The following is an 18,203-nucleotide window of genomic DNA, read 5'->3' as shown; positions in this document are numbered from 1 at the left end:
CTAGTTAAGGACAAAATCTTAACTTTAGACCATGAAAGAAAATCGTAAAAATTACGACCGCATTTTCAAAGAGAAAGCAGTCCAATTAAGTTATGAAAGAGATAATATCTCTCTACTTGCCAAGGAACTTGGTATTACAGCTGCTTTGCTTTATAAATGGCGCCAAGATTATCAAGAATTTGGAACGGGAAGTTTTCCTGGAAAAGGCAATTTAAAACTAAGTCCCGAACAAGAAAAAATTCATGAACTTGAAAAAAAATTAAAAGAAGCAGAATTAGAACGTGATATCTTAAAAAAGGCAATAAGCATCTTTTCCAAGGGAGGTCGATGATTTATCTTTTCATAAAAGACCATGAAAAAATATATTCGATTGAAAAGATGTGCAAAGTTTTAGCAGTAAGCAACAGCAGTTACTATAAATGGAAAAAACAGATTGTTTCACAAAGGCAAAAACGAGTGATTTTAATAAAAGAAGCAATAACTTCAATATATTTTAATACCAAACAGCGATATGGAAGTCCAAGAATTACTTTAGAACTTCAAAATATAGGATATCAAATATCTAGAATAACAGTCGCTAAATACATGAAGCAATTAGGTTTGTACAGTAAATTGAGTAAAAAATTTAAAGTAACAACCAATTCAAAACATAATCATTTTGTTGTTCCAAATATCTTAAAAAGAGAATTTACGGTGAAGGAACCATCTAAAGCTTGGGTTTCAGATATAACATATATTCAAACAAAGGACGGATTTTTGTATCTCACAATTATTTTGGATTTGTTCGACAGAAAAATAATTGGCTGGAGTCTAAGCAATGGTTTGAGTACTAAACAAACTACATTAACAGCTTGGAAAATGGCACTTAAAAATCGAAAAATTACAAATGAATTAATATTCCACTCCGACAGAGGAATTCAATATGCTAATAAAAGCTTTACTAATATGCTTGACTCTTTTAAAACTGTCACTAGAAGTATGAGCCGTAAAGGAGATTGCTGGGATAATGCTGTTGCAGAAAGTTTTTTCAAATCACTAAAAACAGAATTAATTTATGGGAATAAACTAATTACTAAAGAACAAATGGAACTTGAAATTTTTGAATACATCGAAATTTGGTACAATAAAAAAAGAAGGCACTCTGCTTTGAACTATAAAACTATTGAAGAATTTAATAAATTAACTAATTACAAAAATGTAGCTTAACTTTTTCTCTACTTTTTGTTTGCATATCCATTTCTTCGATGATGTATTTAGGTGTACCATCTGATAACATATCGTTCAATATAGATTTTACACTATTTATTTTCTCATTGAGATAATCCAATACACTATAATCTTCCTGTAGTGTAAACATCAAATCTGGATTGTTATGGATAATATAAAACCATAACTTTTCTTTGAGTAGCTCTTCCATAGCAATTGGTTTTAAATCCCAAAGAAGGATTTGATTACGGTAGCCACTACCACCAGAAAAACACAGCTTCCAAACCAGGCTGCCGCTACTTTTCCGGTATCAGGATCACCTGCATTCCATTTTTGATATACTTTCACAGCGCCAATAAGACCTAATAATGCTCCTACCGCATACATTAGTTCCGTTCCTGCATCAAAGTAACTTCGTACTTGTTGGTTGGCTTCATTGATTCCTGCCAGACCATCCTGGGCATAGGTTTCATAACTGATCACAAAAAGGATTTGTACCAGAAGCATACAGATACTATCTGTTCTTTGCTCAATAAACTTTTTAAAATTCCAGTTCCATTTTTTCATCGCTCATTATTTTTAAAGTTTAAAAATTTAGATAAAAAACGGAGGTGTAGCCGCTGTCGCAGTCCACTTTCCTGTTACATCTGTCATACTGCGCCGGGACAGACAGGGACAGTTCCTCCGTTATATTTTTTAGAGTTTATTCCCAAAGGGCTTCTGCTTCCTTCTGGGTTAAAGTAATTGATTCGAGTTTGTCACATTCTGAAACTATCAATTCACTTATCGAAGAATTAAAAGGGGAATTTTTCACTGAAGGGAATTCTCTTAGGAGAAGCTGCAGATAATAGGTAAATTCTTTTTGGACTAATTTTTTCTTTGCTGCATCTGCTATAAAACTTTTTAATCGTGCCACCAAAGTATCAACGTCCTGAAAGGTAGTGTCAAACTCTCCGAAGGAAGTTTGTTCTGAGATTGCTTCAGGTGATTCCTGATAATTTAATTCGGATTGAGAATCCTCGTACCTTGGATTTTCAAATCCACGGAATTGAAGTTTCCGTTTTCCTGATATGACTTCTTTGAGATCATCAAAATAAAATCGAAATCCAACAAATAAATACCAGCTTGCCAATAGCAGAATAACTACAACTATGTAATTACTCCATGAAATGTTTGTAAACATACCTCATCATTTTATCGTTCTACATTAGTTTCTCACAATCCCAGTAAATGGATAATTCCAAACCAGGGTCTTCATCATTACAGAGCAAAGTAACGATAGAGATAAAATTGCCACAAGTACAACTTTTTGTTGTACCCCAGTTGTACCCCGTTGAACCCCCAGTAAAATCAAGAATAAAAAATTAAAAAAATGTTGAAAAATATTCAAGCTTCCTAAATCGTAGATATTCAAATATCTAACGGATTTATTTAAGATTACAAAAGAATTTTAACATGTGTATCCCATAACATGTGCTTTTAAAAAACTAACATCAATTTGTTCAATTCTTTAAGGATCAATAAAATCAATAATAAAAATGCAGGCAATAAGAACTTCGAATCTTCAAACTAGACATCATTTAAATCTTTAAATAATCGAATAAGTGATTCGAATTCTCTACGGTCATAGTGATATGAATTTTGTAAAAACAAGTAAAGTATTTTAATTCAAACAAATTATCTGGTTTTTAATTACCTGTTAGTCCAGTTTTCAAAAATGATAAAATAGTATCGTATTTTGACGAAATATTGCCACATACCCGTATTTGGCGTAACTATTTTTGATGAAAAATTTTACAAAAAAAATGCCAGAAAACCCCAAATCATTCCTGACCAAAAAATTACCCTTTCTTTTTCTTGTCCTATTTTTATTTCAAATTGAACTTACTTTTAGCCAAGCAGATACAAATAATCTTATTGATAATTTTGTAACTACAATGAACAATGCCGGTTTGTCAAAAAACCAGACTGCCAAAGTCAGGGATTTAATCACAGAAAGAGACAGGCTTATTGCTGAGGACATAAAACAGCAAAACGAACTGAAAGCCAAATATCCTTTTGTATTACATGACGAAGAAACGACTACTAAATACAGTAATCAGAAATTTATCCGCGCATTATCAGAAATTATTACCATAGCACAATTCAAACAGCTGTTTTTGCCTCAGCTGGATGCCAGAATAGATTTAATGGCAAATGATAAATTTAATCTTTTAAAAAAAAGATACAGACTTACTCCCGATCAGGAAGCAAAACTCAAAAAACTGCTATCTGAAACCACTACTAATGAAATTATTATCAAGGAATATTATAATTATGATGATAATTTATCATGGAACAATTATACCGAAGAAAAAATAAAATCCTCAGATAAGGAAAGGGAATTATTGAAGAGTTTTGGATTATTCTATTCCAAAAATACAAAAACAGACAACCTTATTAAAAAACTTAATGATGCGAATGTTGATTCTGACAGAATACATAAAATTTTAATTGCATTACAGATCTTACAGGAACGAAATGACAAAAGGCTTAAAACATGGAGAGAAAATGATGCAGCGAACGTAATCAATTTTCATGATCCTGATGACGATGAATATCCAATTTATCTTGAATTTCGTGAGCAATTAAGTAAAATATTAAAAATAGAAGAGTTTGAAACAGTTTTTGTGTCCCAAATGCAAAACCGAATTATTCGAGACTCTAAGAAAGAATTTCAAACTTTAAGAGTCACTTATAATCTGACAGAACAACAATATAGTGAAATTGAAAAACTCATATTGAAAAAAAATACTGAAAAGGTAGTAACTGAAGAATATTACAAATACAGTTATGAATTATACCAGCAAAAACTTCGCGCCGTAGAATATCGCCATGAAAAAGGTATTCGTGAAACTGTACAAAAAATGACAGCTTCCAACACCGCCAAATAATCTATAAACAGCAATAATTTTTAATTACCAATATGATGAAAAAAATTCTACTTCTTTTTATTTTTTATACAGGTTTATATAATGGTATGGCACAGCAAGCCAACACTGACTATATAACACAAATTAATATCAATTTATATGATGTTGGCGATATCCAAAACCATCCAACAGGTCTATTTCAACTTGAAGCTTTAACTAATGAGGGAAATACGAACTGTATGAACTGGCTAGGAATTTTGTACAACGAAGGACTTGGAGTTGAAAAAAATGAAAATACTGCTTTTGAACTTATTAAGAAGGCAGCTAGTCTCGGCAATTCAACGGCTGCTTATAATTTGGGACGTTTTTATATGATAGGCACAGGCTGTGACATTGACTTTGACAAAGCTAAATATTGGCTAACAGTTTCCGCCGATCAAGGCAACGAACGTGCGGCATACGGTTTGGGCTACATGCATTATAAAGGATTTGGTGTAGCTCAAAATTATAAAACCGCAGTATCGTGGTTTGAACTTTCAAATTTTCCAATGGCAAAACACTGGCTGGGAATATGCTATTATTTTGGTTATGGCGTAGTTAAGGATGAGCAAAAGGCCATAATTAATTTCACCAAAAGCCAAACACCAAACAGCAATATGATGCTCAAACATATTTTCGAAAACGTAAGACAATCTGTTGATTCTAATCTTTCTATGCAAATCAATGAAAATGAGACACCAGATAATGCAGCCATTGCTAAAGAAACTATTGAAAAAACAATTGATACTAGGCTTACCGATGAATCAAAAACAGAAAAGAAGGTAATTAAACCAAAATATTTAAATGGTAAATGGAAAGGAAAACTCATAGAACTAGATTGGTCGGGTAAAGAAATTACCAGAATATTACCGATATCATTAGAATTTGTTGTTCATGAAAATGAAATTGAGTACAAATGGAAATTAAATAATTATGTAACAGAAAATACAACTATACTGGAAGATAATAGCTTGTATTTTGAAAATCTAAATATGACATTAGACTTGCCATTTAGTGACAATTCTCTTTCAAGCACATTAAACTGGCAAATATTATCGGCACAAATTGACTTTAAAGCTATAAATAAAAAAACATATTTAACTGCTAATATTGAAACATTTACATCAGAATGGCAAGAACCTGGACCTCCTATGCGACTTATTCTAAAAGATGTAAATGAAGCAAGTGATGAATTATCCGATGAAGAACTAATTGCTATAAGTACGCAAAAAGACAAATTTATAGCATTCTATCCTAATCCTTTTGTTACTGATGTATTAATAGCTTACGAATTAGAAAACGATGCTAAAGTAAGCGTATCAGTATATGATTTATCCGGAAACAATACATTAATAAATTTGGAACAGGAAACTTTACAGAAATTGGGACCTCACCATTATACTCTGGATGGCACCAATTTAAAATCAGGAATGTATATAGTGAGAGTATCTGTAGACAACCAGGTCCATACAAGAATTTTAATAAAACAATAAAATCATGAAAAAAACATTAAATCTATATATTTGTCTTTTATTATTTTTTATAAGTATGGGAACATATGCACAATATAATGAAGGCAATCCTTGTAATTGTGGCTATCCCGGTGGTAATGGGGCAGAAAATGTAATCACAAATCCCTATTTATTACAAGCTTATCAATTACAAGCGATAGTTAATGCAAATAATGCTGCTGCTGCTGCTCAAGCTGCCGCACAAGCAGCTGCATATTCAGCAGCGGAAGCAGCTGCTCAGGCTGCTGCCAATCAGGCAGCAAATAATGCAAATGCAGCTAATCTTGCAGCACTTAACGCAGCAGCAGCGGCAGCCCTTTTAGCGCAGCAACAATATCAAGCGCAGCAAAATCAAGGCAGCGGTGGTAACGGAGGTGGCACCACAGTAACGGTTCCTAGTAATGGTACTGGTTCTAATACCAATACGCCACCTGTAGTTACTTATGATGCAATACCACGTGTAGTAACTCCAGGACCAATTGATACAACCCCAGGCTCTCCTTTTTTTGTAGCTATCGGCTATAACAATCAATCTACTGTAACGTTACCACAAGCATTTATGGTTATACGAGAATACATAGACAAAGTAATACCTGATCTGACAAACGGACGAGAAAAATTTATTACAGATTTAATTGCGAAAGTTGCCGCTGGACTTCCTGCAGATCAAAAGGAAAATGCTGAAGCAATTCTTGCTATTTACATGCAAATAAATGATCCAACTATTACAACAGATCAAATGGTTAAAATTTATAATGATCCAGCTCCTGATATTTCCTATCCAAACGTAAATCCTTCAGTCAGTATCACAACTACTACTATAAATCAGTCAATAACCCATAGCACGGGTCCTGACCAGATATTTGACACCAGCGGCAAAATAATTACCGGAGCAAATCATCCTAACACCAATACTAACTCTGTTAAAATTTTTAAAAACGGAAAATATTTGACCCCTTCACAGTTAGACAATTCAATTGGATCCAGATATGCTGTTTTAAAAATCGCAGCCTATTATGCAGCAAAAATGGGAGTAGATCCAGGAACTGTTTTTAAGACAAACAAAGGAGATGAAGATTCTGATATTAGTGCAGCATCTACTGCCTTATTGACCATCTATTTAAATATTAACGGGGGATTCAGTAAATATTTAGATGTTAAATCTAATTTTATCAGCGTTATAATTCATGAAAATTTTCATAAAGAAGATCATGAAGATAAAGATTATGTAGAAACTTTGGAAACTCATGTAGGTGTTTATCTGAAACAAATAAGACATTCTACTTTTGGAATGACAACACCTCAATTTAAAGAAGATGTAATTGCCTCTATGGCTAATTATATTATGAACATGAACAGAAATACCCCGCAAGGAAATTATAGCATAAATGTAATAGATAGTATTATTGATAACTTTAATACTAAAGGTGCGAATTATGGGTATAAAATTGACTATGTACGACCGGAATTGGGGGGGGCGTATCTGGGAAAAGTTCTACAGTTGAACGTTTATAGACCTGGAGATCCAACTCCATACCCTGTGCCTTTTAAGCCGCAAAAAAATTAAACTAACAAAAATTTCAGTTATTACATGTAAAAGTAATACACAATAAAAAATACATATATGAAAATTAAAATAACACTTATTGTCACTTTGTTTATTTTTATTGGATGTAAAGATAAAGAACCTGATATTGATTATGCACTATCTGAAGTTACAGCAAAATTCCCCCAAATATTAAAAGGGGGAATTAATCAATACAAATTTGAAAAAAGTGTCAAAAATGGCAAGTATAATTTTGAAATCCAGCTTTATTCACAGACTGATACCGTAAGAGATCCCCAAAAGATAATGGTCTTTATAAATTCAAAAAAAGAGTGTTACGCTATTCCTTTTTTATCAAACACCCATAGGGATTACTGGGAATTTAGAAATGAAAAGAGCTTACCAGGCATTATAAAAAAGGTAAATACAACTTTTACCAGACAATATATAGAAGCTTTAAATGCTTTACACATTAATACAAGTGAAATCTGTAACACTTTAACCAATGAAATACTAATGTCTTTATTAAATTGTGGCAGGGTAAGTCAGGACGATTCTCAGTATTTAAAATCGCTCGTTTTTTATAATGGAAACGGTTTAGTTGAATTAAATGAAAGCGACAAGGAATTGAAGGAAAAATTATTGAAAAATTATGAAGAAATTATACGAACCCCTAATACAGATATAAATTCTCATAAAAGCATAGCCTTAGGCTATTTAGATTATAAGAACTATAGATTTTATCAGGTTGTTTTTAAATATGATCATATAAATCACCCAACAATTAAAGGAAAAGAAATAATTACCAAAACAACTCTTCAGATAAAAAGCTACAGGCACGACAGGGTGGTCAATATGATGTCCAGTTCTTTTTAAAGATTTTTTACAATAAAATGAAAGACTATAAAACTACAACTCTTCGGGTTGTAGTTTTTTTTATAATTTTAATACCAGGTAATTTGGTTCGTAGGCATGTTGATTGTAAATATACGTTCAAAAAAATCCGGCTTTGAAGAAGCCATTAAAAACAGCCCGTTTTTCGGAATCTTTGAGAAAGAAACCAAATCATCAGCAGTTGCTATTTGTTGTTCTATCACTTGCCAATTTCCATTATTCCATATGAACAAAGTATACTTTTCTCCCTTTATGATCTGTAAAGGATTGTTGTCTTTAAATTCGTTTTTAATTTCATTGCTTCTGGATAAATTAGCTGTATAAAGAACTCCGTAATCTGGTTTCAAAATTGTTTGCAGCCCTTTAGTATCGACCAAAACAGGATATTTTTCAAAAATCATTTTGCTGCCATCATAAATTCCTGGCAGATATACAATGTTTCTGCCCATATTGGTAAAAGTTGTTCTTTTATCTGTAACTTTTGCCCAATCAACTGTATTCCAAGAGCCTCGATTAAAAACACAGATGTATCCAATTTGCGATGAAGTTACATTCTCAAAAATATAGTTTACATCACTCACAGGAACATATTCTGAAGTTACATCAAGAATATTTTTGCTTTTAAGAAATGGATCAGGAATTTGGTTTGCAGGAAGTATTGCCGCCAAACTTTGTTTTTGATTAGAGAATGTAGATCTAAAAACTTTCCCCATTCTCCTATGGTTAGGACTATAAATATATGGCAGATCCTGATTCCCATTAAACGGAACATGAACCCCTTTATTATCAATAACAGTATTCCAAAAATGTCTGTTGGAAGAAGCTGCATAGTGAGGCGTAAAGTCAAACGTCACTGCTACTCCCAATGAGCGACAAGCAAATAATGCAACATTAGCTAAATCTGGACAATTACCCTGTCTCCAAAACAATAATTCAGAAGGGCCTAGAAGTTGTTTTGGATCAAACCGACTTGTTACAAAATCAAAATGTTTTATATCTTTTATTATTTGCGAACACAATTCAACAGGATCATTTTTATCAGATAAATTAGTCGTACTTTTTTGATATGCAAATTGATATTCCGACCGCCAATCCTCTAAAGGCTCCGTAAGGCTTCGATATGGTAAAATATATTCACAAAATGTTTTGAAATCATAACTGCTCGACCAAGGGTTTTGTTTCCAGGATTGATAAGCCAGCTCAATATTTTTTATCAAAAATGAAGATTCAATAACATCCCTATCTTTTATAATTATTTCTTTGGGTGTTAAAACAATACTATCTTTTAATTTTTGGAATCCCTTAATTGCTTCTTCAATATCTGCGAATTTTGTAGTATTAAAAAAGACTTCCTTACCAGATTTGTCAAGCCAAATGTTTTTAGATGAATAATGCCCATCTATATTGGTAATTAGAAAAAGAGCTGTCTGATATTGTTCTGTATCACCTTTTTTTTTGAAATAATCCAAAACTTTATTCAGTTCCGGGGTAAATGCTTTTGGTGGACTCTGCGCCTGTGTAAAGGATATAAAAGTAAATAAAAGGAATGCTGTTGTAAAAAAGACTTTGGCTCTTATTGAAAACATATTGATGTAAGTATATTTGAGAATTATTCCTGCAATTTAGTGCTAATTTCATTAAATTTGAACCCATTCCCATTAAATTTTAAAAACCAAAATAAATGAATTTAAAACAATTTATTTCCATTGCTAATAATGATAAAATAATTATTTTTTTATTCGTAATTCTAATTTTCGGATTGCCATTTGTTTCTTATTCATTTGTGATTAATCCAATAAAAGTGGGGCAAGAGCTGTATATTGTATCTGTTATTGTTTTATGGCTTTTTTTTAGAGCAATAACTTTTTTCAGAAGTAAATTATTGAAAATTCATGTTGTTGATATTTGTTTTTTTGTTTTTCTGGTCTATTGTGTTTTACATTATTTTTTCTATTCTTATTTTGGATTTTTGTACAATGAATTTTGGATTTTTTCGGGTTACATTCTATTATTTTATTTGTTCAAATGGAGTTTTGACTATAAAAAAAACAGAGAAGGTCTTTTTAATTTTACTGCCAACTTAATTTGGGGTTTATGTTCTGTACAATCTATTATTGGATTATTGCAGGAGTTTGATTTCCTAAAATCAGACAATGAGTTTTTTAAAGTTGTTGGTACTTTTATAAATCCAAACTATCTCGGGATTAATATGGTAATAGGTCTGATTATTACTCTTAACTTATTTATTTTTCAATTTTCCAAAAATAAATTCTTAAAATTTTTGTTGATTATCTCAGCAATTTTAATGACCTATGTGCTTCTATTGACAGAGTCCAGGGCATCATGGATCGCTATATTTGTAGCCATTACTGTTTTTTTAGGCACCTCAGAGAAATGTGTTTTGTATATAAAAAACAATCGGATGAAAGCTTTCGGAATACTTTCGGTTATTATATTTTTTGGTATTTTAAGTCTGTATTTCCTATACAAAATGAATACTGATTCTGTTGACGGAAGATCCTTTATTCGTAAAATAACACTTACTCCTATTTTAGAAAAACCAATTCTGGGCAATGGAATTTTCAATTTTACAGGCATTTACAATAATTCAAAGGCTGATTACTTTTTAGAGTCAAAACGTCCTTGGAGCGAAATAAAAGTAGGCGATTATGTAGCATATGTTTTTAATGACTATTTGCAAATCATTTTTGAAATAGGTATTATCGGTTTAATTTTGATTGGATTAGTGCTTTTCTTTATAGGGAAAGATTTATTATTGAATCCAAATACAAGGTTAGGATTGGCATTGATTTTATCTTTTGGCTTTCTGGCGATTTTCACGTCGGTTTTGTACAATCCAAATGCTATGATTTATCTCATTTGGGCTCTTTCTATTTTAGTTGTTTTCGGTAAATGGATATGCAAACAAAAAGTAGAGAAAAAGTTAAGCTACATTTTTGTAATTAGTTAATTTATTAAATTCTTCAATAGTTTTATAGTTCAAAGCAGAGTGCCTTCTTTTTTTATTGTACCAAATTTCGATGTATTCAAAAATTTCAAGTTCCATTTGTTCTTTAGTAATTAGTTTATTCCCATAAATTAATTCTGTTTTTAGTGATTTGAAAAAACTTTCTGCAACAGCATTATCCCAGCAATCTCCTTTACGGCTCATACTTCTAGTGACAGTTTTAAAAGAGTCAAGCATATTAGTAAAGCTTTTATTAGCATATTGAATTCCTCTGTCGGAGTGGAATATTAATTCATTTGTAATTTTTCGATTTTTAAGTGCCATTTTCCAAGCTGTTAATGTAGTTTGTTTAGTACTCAAACCATTGCTTAGACTCCAGCCAATTATTTTTCTGTCGAACAAATCCAAAATAATTGTGAGATACAAAAATCCGTCCTTTGTTTGAATATATGTTATATCTGAAACCCAAGCTTTAGATGGTTCCTTCACCGTAAATTCTCTTTTTAAGATATTTGGAACAACAAAATGATTATGTTTTGAATTGGTTGTTACTTTAAATTTTTTACTCAATTTACTGTACAAACCTAATTGCTTCATGTATTTAGCGACTGTTATTCTAGATATTTGATATCCTATATTTTGAAGTTCTAAAGTAATTCTTGGACTTCCATATCGCTGTTTGGTATTAAAATATATTGAAGTTATTGCTTCTTTTATTAAAATCACTCGTTTTTGCCTTTCTGAAACAATCTGTTTTTTCCATTTATAGTAACTGCTGTTGCTTACTGCTAAAACTTTGCACATCTTTTCAATCGAATATATTTTTTCATGGTCTTTTATGAAAAGATAAATCATCGACCTCCCTTGGAAAAGATGCTTATTGCCTTTTTTAAGATATCACGTTCTAATTCTGCTTCTTTTAATTTTTTTTCAAGTTCATGAATTTTTTCTTGTTCGGGACTTAGTTTTAAATTGCCTTTTCCAGGAAAACTTCCCGTTCCAAATTCTTGATAATCTTGGCGCCATTTATAAAGCAAAGCAGCTGTAATACCAAGTTCCTTGGCAAGTAGAGAGATATTATCTCTTTCATAACTTAATTGGACTGCTTTCTCTTTGAAAATGCGGTCGTAATTTTTACGATTTTCTTTCATGGTCTAAAGTTAAGATTTTGTCCTTAACTAGAACTCCACGCTAAGTTAGCACATCCAATCATAAATGTAAAAAAGGATAGAGAACATTTTAAGTTAAATGTTTTTCTATCCTTTTGATTTATAACTCAAACTAAAGGAGGTATTATGTCAGATTTTATTTAAACGTACATATCTAATATACCCTTTACCATCCGTTTTTTCAGTTAAAGCTTGTGTTTTCAGTTCTATTTCTGCGTCATTGGCATAATATTTCTGATCTTCGACAGCGGTTTCAAAGCGTAATTTGTAACCGCTATTGATTTTTGAATCTTCAATTTCAAATGTCGTCATACTTCGGTCTCCTCCGGTAACAGATGCGCCAGTTTTACCACTAATGTTGGTGGGTTTCTTGGAATAAAAAGCGTGCCATTCTTTGAGTGTATTGTACCATTTTTTATCATCGCCCATTACGTAAAGTGTTTTTTCGTATTTGCCTTGCGGATTGATAAGCGATACGACAATATAAGCCCCTTCTCCCATGTAATTGGACATTTGAAGCATACATTTGTATTTGCTGGTTTGGGCATTCGCTTGAAAAGCTGTACAACATAAAAATGCTATAATTAAATATATTTTAAATTTAGATTTCATGCTGTTATTTTAAAAATTCTACAGATACATTATTCTTAATCAGCGTTTCGTTTTCTTTTGCCAGTGTGTAAGCAGTTTCATCAAAACTTGTTTTAATGTCTTTTTTTGCGCCTTGTGTAACCAAAAATTTAAGTAGCTCATCATTTTTAGCACTTAGTGCCGCTTTATGCAAAGGAGTATTACCTTCTTTATTTACTGCATTAATATCAAGACCTAAACCATCCAATTTTTTAAATAAAGTAGAGTCATTTTTTTCTATCGCTAAATGATAAAGTGAATTGCCTTCTGCTTGAGGTGTTTTAAAGTTTAAACCTGCCGTTTTTAATGTTGCTAATTTTTTATCGAAATCTGCATTTGGATCTTCGCCATCTCTAGAAAAAACACCACGCCCCCCTTTGCCTTTGTAAGATTGGATAAGATAATAGGCTAAAGTATTTCCTGCTGTGTCTTTTACGTTGATGTCAGCACCTTTGTCTAACAATAATTTAATGGTTTCTGATGATCCACTAGTTACAGCCATAGAAAGTGCCGATTCCCCTTTTTTATTAACTGTATTTATGTTTTTAACTTTAGGCAATAATAAAGTCAAAAGGCCGCTCTCTTTGCTTTTTGCTGCACCAATAAAAGGAGTATTACCTTCTTTATCGGTCTGATTGATATCTACACCTTTATTAAAAAAATAAGTGATAATATCTTCCTGATTGTTTTTAGTTACTATATAGTGTAGTACGTTTCCTTTTGTCTCACTGGTAACAGTAGGTTTAATTTTTAAATCTTCTACCAGGTATTGAAAAACATCGATTTTATTGGCTTTACGAAAAGCACCTTGAGCAGCAAAAATCAAGTCCTTATCCGAATATTTAACACCTTTTTCAACTAACTTTTTTAAAACACTTACTTTTCCGTATTTTACCGCATAATCAAAAGCATTATTGCCTTTATTATCTAGCGATTGGATAGAAAGACCTTTGGAAATTAAATAATTAGTAATGCTAAAATCGGTATCTGATCCTACTGACAATAAAAGAATATTAGCATCATTTTTAGCAGGATAGGTCTTTTTTAAATCTAATCCGTGTTTTTCAAAAGCTTTTATTACATCTAGATTTACCGTTCCGCTAAAACCAGCAAAAGTTAATGCGGTTTGATCGTGATGACATAAAAAATTCATATCAGCCCCTTTTTGCAATAGATAATCAACCGCGGCTGCATTTGGTTTTGAAGCGGCTACATGTAAATACGTTCTTCCTTCACGTATATTTCTTTTGAAATCAATTGCAGGCTGATCTGCCAGATATTTGATTACTTCTATTGGAGCATCATTACTAATCGCTAAACTTAAAGGGTCATCGCCATTTTTTACATCAGCAAATTTAAAACCATTCAATGCTGCTTTTACAGCAGTAACATCTGGTTTTGTTTGCCAAAATTCTCTATCCAGAATTTTTATTTTGGATGTTTGTGCATTTACAAAAGTCATTGAAGCTAGTGCAATCCCTAAAAAAGTTATTTTTTTCATTGGATTTGTTTTTAAAACAGGCTGCTGATAAGGGTAACTAACTTACCAGAAGCCTATTATTTTATTTGTTTTTTTCTTTCTTTAGAATTATTGAATATCGCTTTGCGGACTCAACTTACCCATTCCAGGAATTGCAGATACTCCAGATACAGAGATACCTTTTTTGGCTGTTGCTGTAATAGGATCAATTACGTAAACCGTTGGATTTGTGTTTGGTGTTACAGCAGAAATATAAGCTTTTCCGTCTGCCGTAAATGGCCATCCCACACTTGTAATTTCAGTTGTAGAAGGAAAACCTGTTCTTACCCATTTAAAATCTTTGGTACTCATGCGAACAATTGCATATTGCGTTGCAGCAACAGTAGAGGCAACTACTCCGGCAGTATTGTACATTTCTAAAAGAAAGTAATCTGCAGTAACATTCCAGACTTTACGCAGTTTATAGCCACCAGAAGCTTCTTCAATATTAAAATAATAAGCTGCATCAAAAGCCGTTGCATTTTTTTTGATTAACAAAGCGCCACTTTTTTTAGTAGTTGCACCATATCCTGTAGAAAAGACATAAGTATTTCCGTCCGCATCATTAGCAAGTTGTCCGTATCGGGCAGAACGATACTGCCCACCTGAAGCACTCAAACGATCGTCTTTGTAAAGAAGGACTTTTTTTGCCTTGGCATCCATTTTTGCAATATAGATACTATCAACATTTACTGGCCTTGCACTAGGTCCTACGGCTAAATTAACAGCAGTGAAAAAGTTGTCATTTCCTGCATCGGCTACACCCACAAAACTTGCAATTTGGTCACCTCCAACAAATCCTTCTCCTAAAGTGGCGTAAGGAGTAATGGCATTGTTATTGTTTAAATCAAAGGAGTAAAAGATGGAACCTCTTTTGCCATCATTTGCTCCAGTAAGCGTTTCGCCATTTGCGACAGCAACCAAATAATTGCTAAAAGTACCAATAGAATTAAAACCTTTATCAAGTACAAAATCATCAATTTTTTTTAAAACTCCTGTAGAACTCAATTGAAAAACAGAACCCGGTGCCGGATTACCCTGTTGGTAACTGATTGCAAAAAGTGCTTTGGTTCCGCTATATCCCCACTGCGTATAACTACCAATATTTTCGATAGTTCCTGGATAATTGGTGCTGATTAAAGTGTCTTTTGCAAGGTCTTTAACCGCCATAGTATAAGTAAATGTAGTCGTTCCGTCAGATGATGTTCCAGCCAAAAAGTATTTGTCGGCTTTGGAAGGATCTACCGTTTCTCCATCACCAGAATTATTGTCATTTGAACAAGAAGCAAGAGTTAGCATAGCTAAACTTATAAGCAGAAATTTGCTTTTTAATAATCGATTCATAGTTTTCATTTTTAATATTAAAATTTTAATTTATTATTGTTTGTTTTAAAGTTTTCTTCTTTGCATAAAATAAACCCTGATTTTTCCGTAAAATGCACGACCCGGTTTTAACATTCCAAAATTGTCGGCTAACTCTTCGTTGGTTATGTTTTTTACTTCGAAAGAGAAATTATATTTTCCACCTTTCATAATGTAGGTAGCACTAAAATCATGAGACAATTGTGTTGGTAAATCATATTTGTTAGTTGAACTTCCTAAACTTTCCCAATTCAGATAAAACTGACCTACATAATTGAGATTGTAATCCAGATTTAATACATTTCCAGATTCTTTTTTCCCAATATTATGGATGTAATAAGCAGCATCAAGACTACCAAACTGATACGGTATATTGGGCATACGATCTTTGTAATGACTATTTAATACTGTCCCTTCCGATCCTCTAAATTCTTCATTATCGTAAAGATGCATCATTGTAAACGTTCCGCCAATCATGGCTTTATTCCTAAAATAGTATCGGGCTTCTACATCCGCACCCAGATTGCGTGTGCTTCCAAAATTGACAGACGTCAGTGTTCCTGTACGTACTAAAATCTCTCTTTTAATAAAATCATCTGTATTTCTCAAATAACCATTTACATCAAAATAGAAGGCATCCGAATTTTGGAATTCTTTATTTATGGTAAAGCCTAAATTGTAATTCATTGAATTTTCGGCTATCAGAGAGGCATTTCCCACTTCAGCATTTTCATCACCAAACAGTTCGTTATCTGATGGTAATCTATAGGCACGTTCCATAGAAGCTTTAAATTGGAAAAATTTCCAAAAATATGTTGAAGCTATTCCGTAGCCCATCGTATTATAATTTTCGCTTCTCTCCTGCCAGTCTGGATGAGATTCATCAGCACTATTATAAGGGCCAATAACTTTTTGATAATAATTTTTCCCAAAAACATTGACATTCCATTTTTGGCTCTGGCGGAAACGGTATGAAATCCCTAAAACATTTTTATAACTCAAACGGCGTAATTTCTCAAACTCGGTCACAAGCTCTTCTGGTGCCGTAGAAGTGGAAAATCGCTTTGAACCCGTTTGAACATCGTTAATAGTGATCGAGTGTGATGGAGTAATATCATAACTCAAATTCGCCATTGCGGAATAATTAGAATTATCGAACTCCGATAAAGCAGAAGTCCCTCGTTCCCCTTTACTCACCGCCATAGTTTTTTCGCCAAGCCAATTGTATTTATAACTTGACGTATCAATACTTTTATTACTATTTATATTGTAGTTAGCAGATATTCTCGCGGTTAATCCTTTAAACAAGAGGTTTCTTTTGTAATATTCCAGGTTAGGTTGAATCCCTTTTCTACTGGTTTCGACTTCACCATATACAAATTCAATATTTGCCGGAGCATTTTGCACTTCCTGATGATCCTGGCTTAAGGTTGCACCTATAAAAAAGCGATCTGCCCATAATTTGTTTACCACACCTATTTTAGCCACTACTGTTTCATTGTGGTAGGCTCCATGAAAGCGTTTAAGCTCATACGTTTCTCTCGAATATTGACCATTGGTAATCAACCTGCTTTTTATTTTATAATCGTTATCAGAGTAGGTTTGATATGCATTTAGCTGAAAAGAGAGACCTTTTGGAGTGGTGTGTCCTAAAATAATATTTGACCTATGAGTGTTAAATGAACCGTATGAATAAGAAGCATCCAAAAAACTATTAGTAGTACGATTGGTCACTATATTAATTGCTCCGCCTATGGCATCACCACCAAATTCTACGGGAACCACCCCTTTATATACTTCGATATGCTCTGCCAATGAAACCGGAATATTATTCAACTGAAACGAAGAACTGTTTCCCTGCATGGGCACACCGTCCATGAAAATTTTTATATTTCGACCGGTAAAACCATTAAGTGTAATATTCATATCACCTCCTACACTGCCTGCTTCCCGAATTTTAACTCCTGAGGCTTTTGCCAGTAAGTGACCTAAATCCAGCGTAGAGTTGTATTTTGATTTTGCATCCAGTGCCACTACATTAAAAGGAGATTCTTTAACTTCTTGTATCGCTGATTTGCTTTTTATTTTTACTTCTTCAAGATTCAAGGCATCTTTCGGAATTAGCTTAATATTTATTTTTTCAGGCGAATTTTCCTTTACTACAATTTTTACAGTTTTTGGATTATAGTCACTGGCATTGCAAACCAGTGTGTAAGTTCCCGCTGGAACATTCATACTAAAAGAGCCATCAAGCGTCGTTTCTGTAGTAAAAGACGTTCCTTCCAGATAAACTATAATTCCAGAAACTGGCATTTCTTTAGTTATAATTTTACCATAAATTTTAGTTGCTCCTTTTTGAGAAAATGCATTGGTAATCAAAAAAATAAAAAAGATTATTGATAAGTATTTCTTGCTCATTTTAAATTGTATGAAAATTTTTTATTCAA

The 18,203-nt window shown here is 32.6% G+C and carries 15 protein-coding genes; 6 read left to right on the top strand and 9 right to left on the bottom strand.

Going from position 1 to position 18,203, the window contains the following annotated elements; genetic code table 11:
• Nucleotides 1-31: 31 nt before the first annotated feature.
• Nucleotides 32-1,206, top strand: a protein-coding gene (locus tag BXU10_RS13135) for an IS3 family transposase (RefSeq protein ID WP_223255423.1) whose coding sequence is annotated in 2 segments (ribosomal slippage) — nucleotides 32-287 and nucleotides 287-1,206 — 1,176 coding nt in all. Because the reading frame shifts where the segments join, the coding sequence is not laid out codon by codon here.
• On the opposite strand, the gene BXU10_RS13130 is transcribed toward BXU10_RS13135, so the two are convergent.
• From BXU10_RS13130 to BXU10_RS13120, 3 genes are all read right to left on the bottom strand, one after another.
• Nucleotides 1,184-1,417 (bottom strand): hypothetical protein, encoded by a 234-nt coding sequence (locus BXU10_RS13130; protein WP_078227694.1) that lies wholly within the window; start codon nucleotides 1,415-1,417, stop codon nucleotides 1,184-1,186. The genes BXU10_RS13135 and BXU10_RS13130 overlap by 23 nt on opposite strands.
• 11 nt (nucleotides 1,418-1,428) lie before the next feature.
• Complete coding sequence (locus BXU10_RS13125) at nucleotides 1,429-1,773, bottom strand: DUF4134 domain-containing protein (protein WP_078227693.1); 345 nt, start codon at nucleotides 1,771-1,773, stop codon at nucleotides 1,429-1,431.
• A 136-nt stretch (nucleotides 1,774-1,909) separates the two neighbouring features.
• A complete protein-coding gene (locus BXU10_RS13120) occupies nucleotides 1,910-2,389 on the bottom strand; it encodes a hypothetical protein (protein WP_078227692.1) in 480 nt (159 codons plus the stop codon).
• Nucleotides 2,390-3,011: 622 nt separating this feature from the next.
• Between BXU10_RS13120 and BXU10_RS13115 the strand changes: the two genes are divergently transcribed.
• Genes BXU10_RS13115 through BXU10_RS13100 form a run of 4 tightly spaced genes read left to right on the top strand, consistent with a single transcriptional unit; the run spans nucleotide 3,012 to nucleotide 8,090 of the window.
• Complete coding sequence (locus BXU10_RS13115) at nucleotides 3,012-4,139, top strand: hypothetical protein (RefSeq protein ID WP_123921994.1); 1,128 nt, start codon at nucleotides 3,012-3,014, stop codon at nucleotides 4,137-4,139.
• A 32-nt stretch (nucleotides 4,140-4,171) separates the two neighbouring features.
• Complete coding sequence (locus BXU10_RS13110; RefSeq protein ID WP_078227690.1) at nucleotides 4,172-5,650, top strand: T9SS type A sorting domain-containing protein; 1,479 nt, start codon at nucleotides 4,172-4,174, stop codon at nucleotides 5,648-5,650.
• Nucleotides 5,651-5,654: 4 nt separating this feature from the next.
• Entirely contained in the window at nucleotides 5,655-7,235 is a 1,581-nt protein-coding gene (locus tag BXU10_RS13105) for a hypothetical protein (RefSeq protein WP_123921993.1), read from the top strand.
• 57 nt (nucleotides 7,236-7,292) lie between these two features.
• On the top strand, nucleotides 7,293-8,090 hold the full coding sequence (locus BXU10_RS13100; protein WP_078227688.1) for a hypothetical protein: 798 nt from the start codon (nucleotides 7,293-7,295) through the stop codon (nucleotides 8,088-8,090).
• A 68-nt stretch (nucleotides 8,091-8,158) separates the two neighbouring features.
• Here BXU10_RS13100 and BXU10_RS13095 read toward each other — a convergent pair whose 3' ends face one another.
• Nucleotides 8,159-9,694: a transglutaminase-like domain-containing protein gene (locus BXU10_RS13095; RefSeq protein WP_078227687.1), complete on the bottom strand. Its 1,536-nt coding sequence runs from the start codon at nucleotides 9,692-9,694 to the stop codon at nucleotides 8,159-8,161.
• Between the two features lie 95 nt (nucleotides 9,695-9,789).
• Here BXU10_RS13095 and BXU10_RS13090 point away from each other — a divergent pair, with 95 nt between their 5' ends.
• On the top strand, nucleotides 9,790-11,079 hold the full coding sequence (locus BXU10_RS13090; protein ID WP_078227686.1) for an O-antigen ligase: 1,290 nt from the start codon (nucleotides 9,790-9,792) through the stop codon (nucleotides 11,077-11,079).
• On the opposite strand, the gene BXU10_RS13085 is transcribed toward BXU10_RS13090, so the two are convergent.
• The 5 genes from BXU10_RS13085 to BXU10_RS13060 all read right to left on the bottom strand — a co-directional run bounded on the left by BXU10_RS13085 (nucleotide 11,053) and on the right by BXU10_RS13060 (nucleotide 18,174).
• Nucleotides 11,053-12,227, bottom strand: a protein-coding gene (locus BXU10_RS13085; RefSeq protein WP_223255388.1) for an IS3 family transposase whose coding sequence is annotated in 2 segments (ribosomal slippage) — nucleotides 11,053-11,972 and nucleotides 11,972-12,227 — 1,176 coding nt in all. Because the reading frame shifts where the segments join, the coding sequence is not laid out codon by codon here. The two genes, BXU10_RS13090 and BXU10_RS13085, sit on opposite strands and share 27 nt — an antisense overlap.
• Before the next feature lie 147 nt (nucleotides 12,228-12,374).
• Entirely contained in the window at nucleotides 12,375-12,857 is a 483-nt protein-coding gene (locus BXU10_RS13075; RefSeq protein WP_078227685.1) for a DUF2271 domain-containing protein, read from the bottom strand.
• A 4-nt stretch (nucleotides 12,858-12,861) separates the two neighbouring features.
• Entirely contained in the window at nucleotides 12,862-14,376 is a 1,515-nt protein-coding gene (locus tag BXU10_RS13070; RefSeq protein ID WP_078227684.1) for an ankyrin repeat domain-containing protein, read from the bottom strand.
• A gap of 87 nt (nucleotides 14,377-14,463) precedes the next feature.
• The gene (locus BXU10_RS13065; protein ID WP_189328090.1) at nucleotides 14,464-15,738 is read right to left on the bottom strand and encodes a DUF4374 domain-containing protein; all 1,275 of its coding nucleotides are present in this window, start codon (nucleotides 15,736-15,738) and stop codon (nucleotides 14,464-14,466) included.
• A 45-nt stretch (nucleotides 15,739-15,783) separates the two neighbouring features.
• Nucleotides 15,784-18,174, bottom strand: a complete 2,391-nt coding sequence (locus tag BXU10_RS13060; protein ID WP_078227682.1) for a TonB-dependent receptor plug domain-containing protein — start codon at nucleotides 18,172-18,174, stop codon at nucleotides 15,784-15,786.
• Nucleotides 18,175-18,203: the final 29 nt, after the last annotated feature.

The organism is Flavobacterium sp. LM4 (assembly GCF_002017935.1).
GTDB lineage: Bacteria > Bacteroidota > Bacteroidia > Flavobacteriales > Flavobacteriaceae > Flavobacterium > Flavobacterium chungangense.
This window is presented reverse-complemented; position numbering and strand designations above follow the sequence as displayed.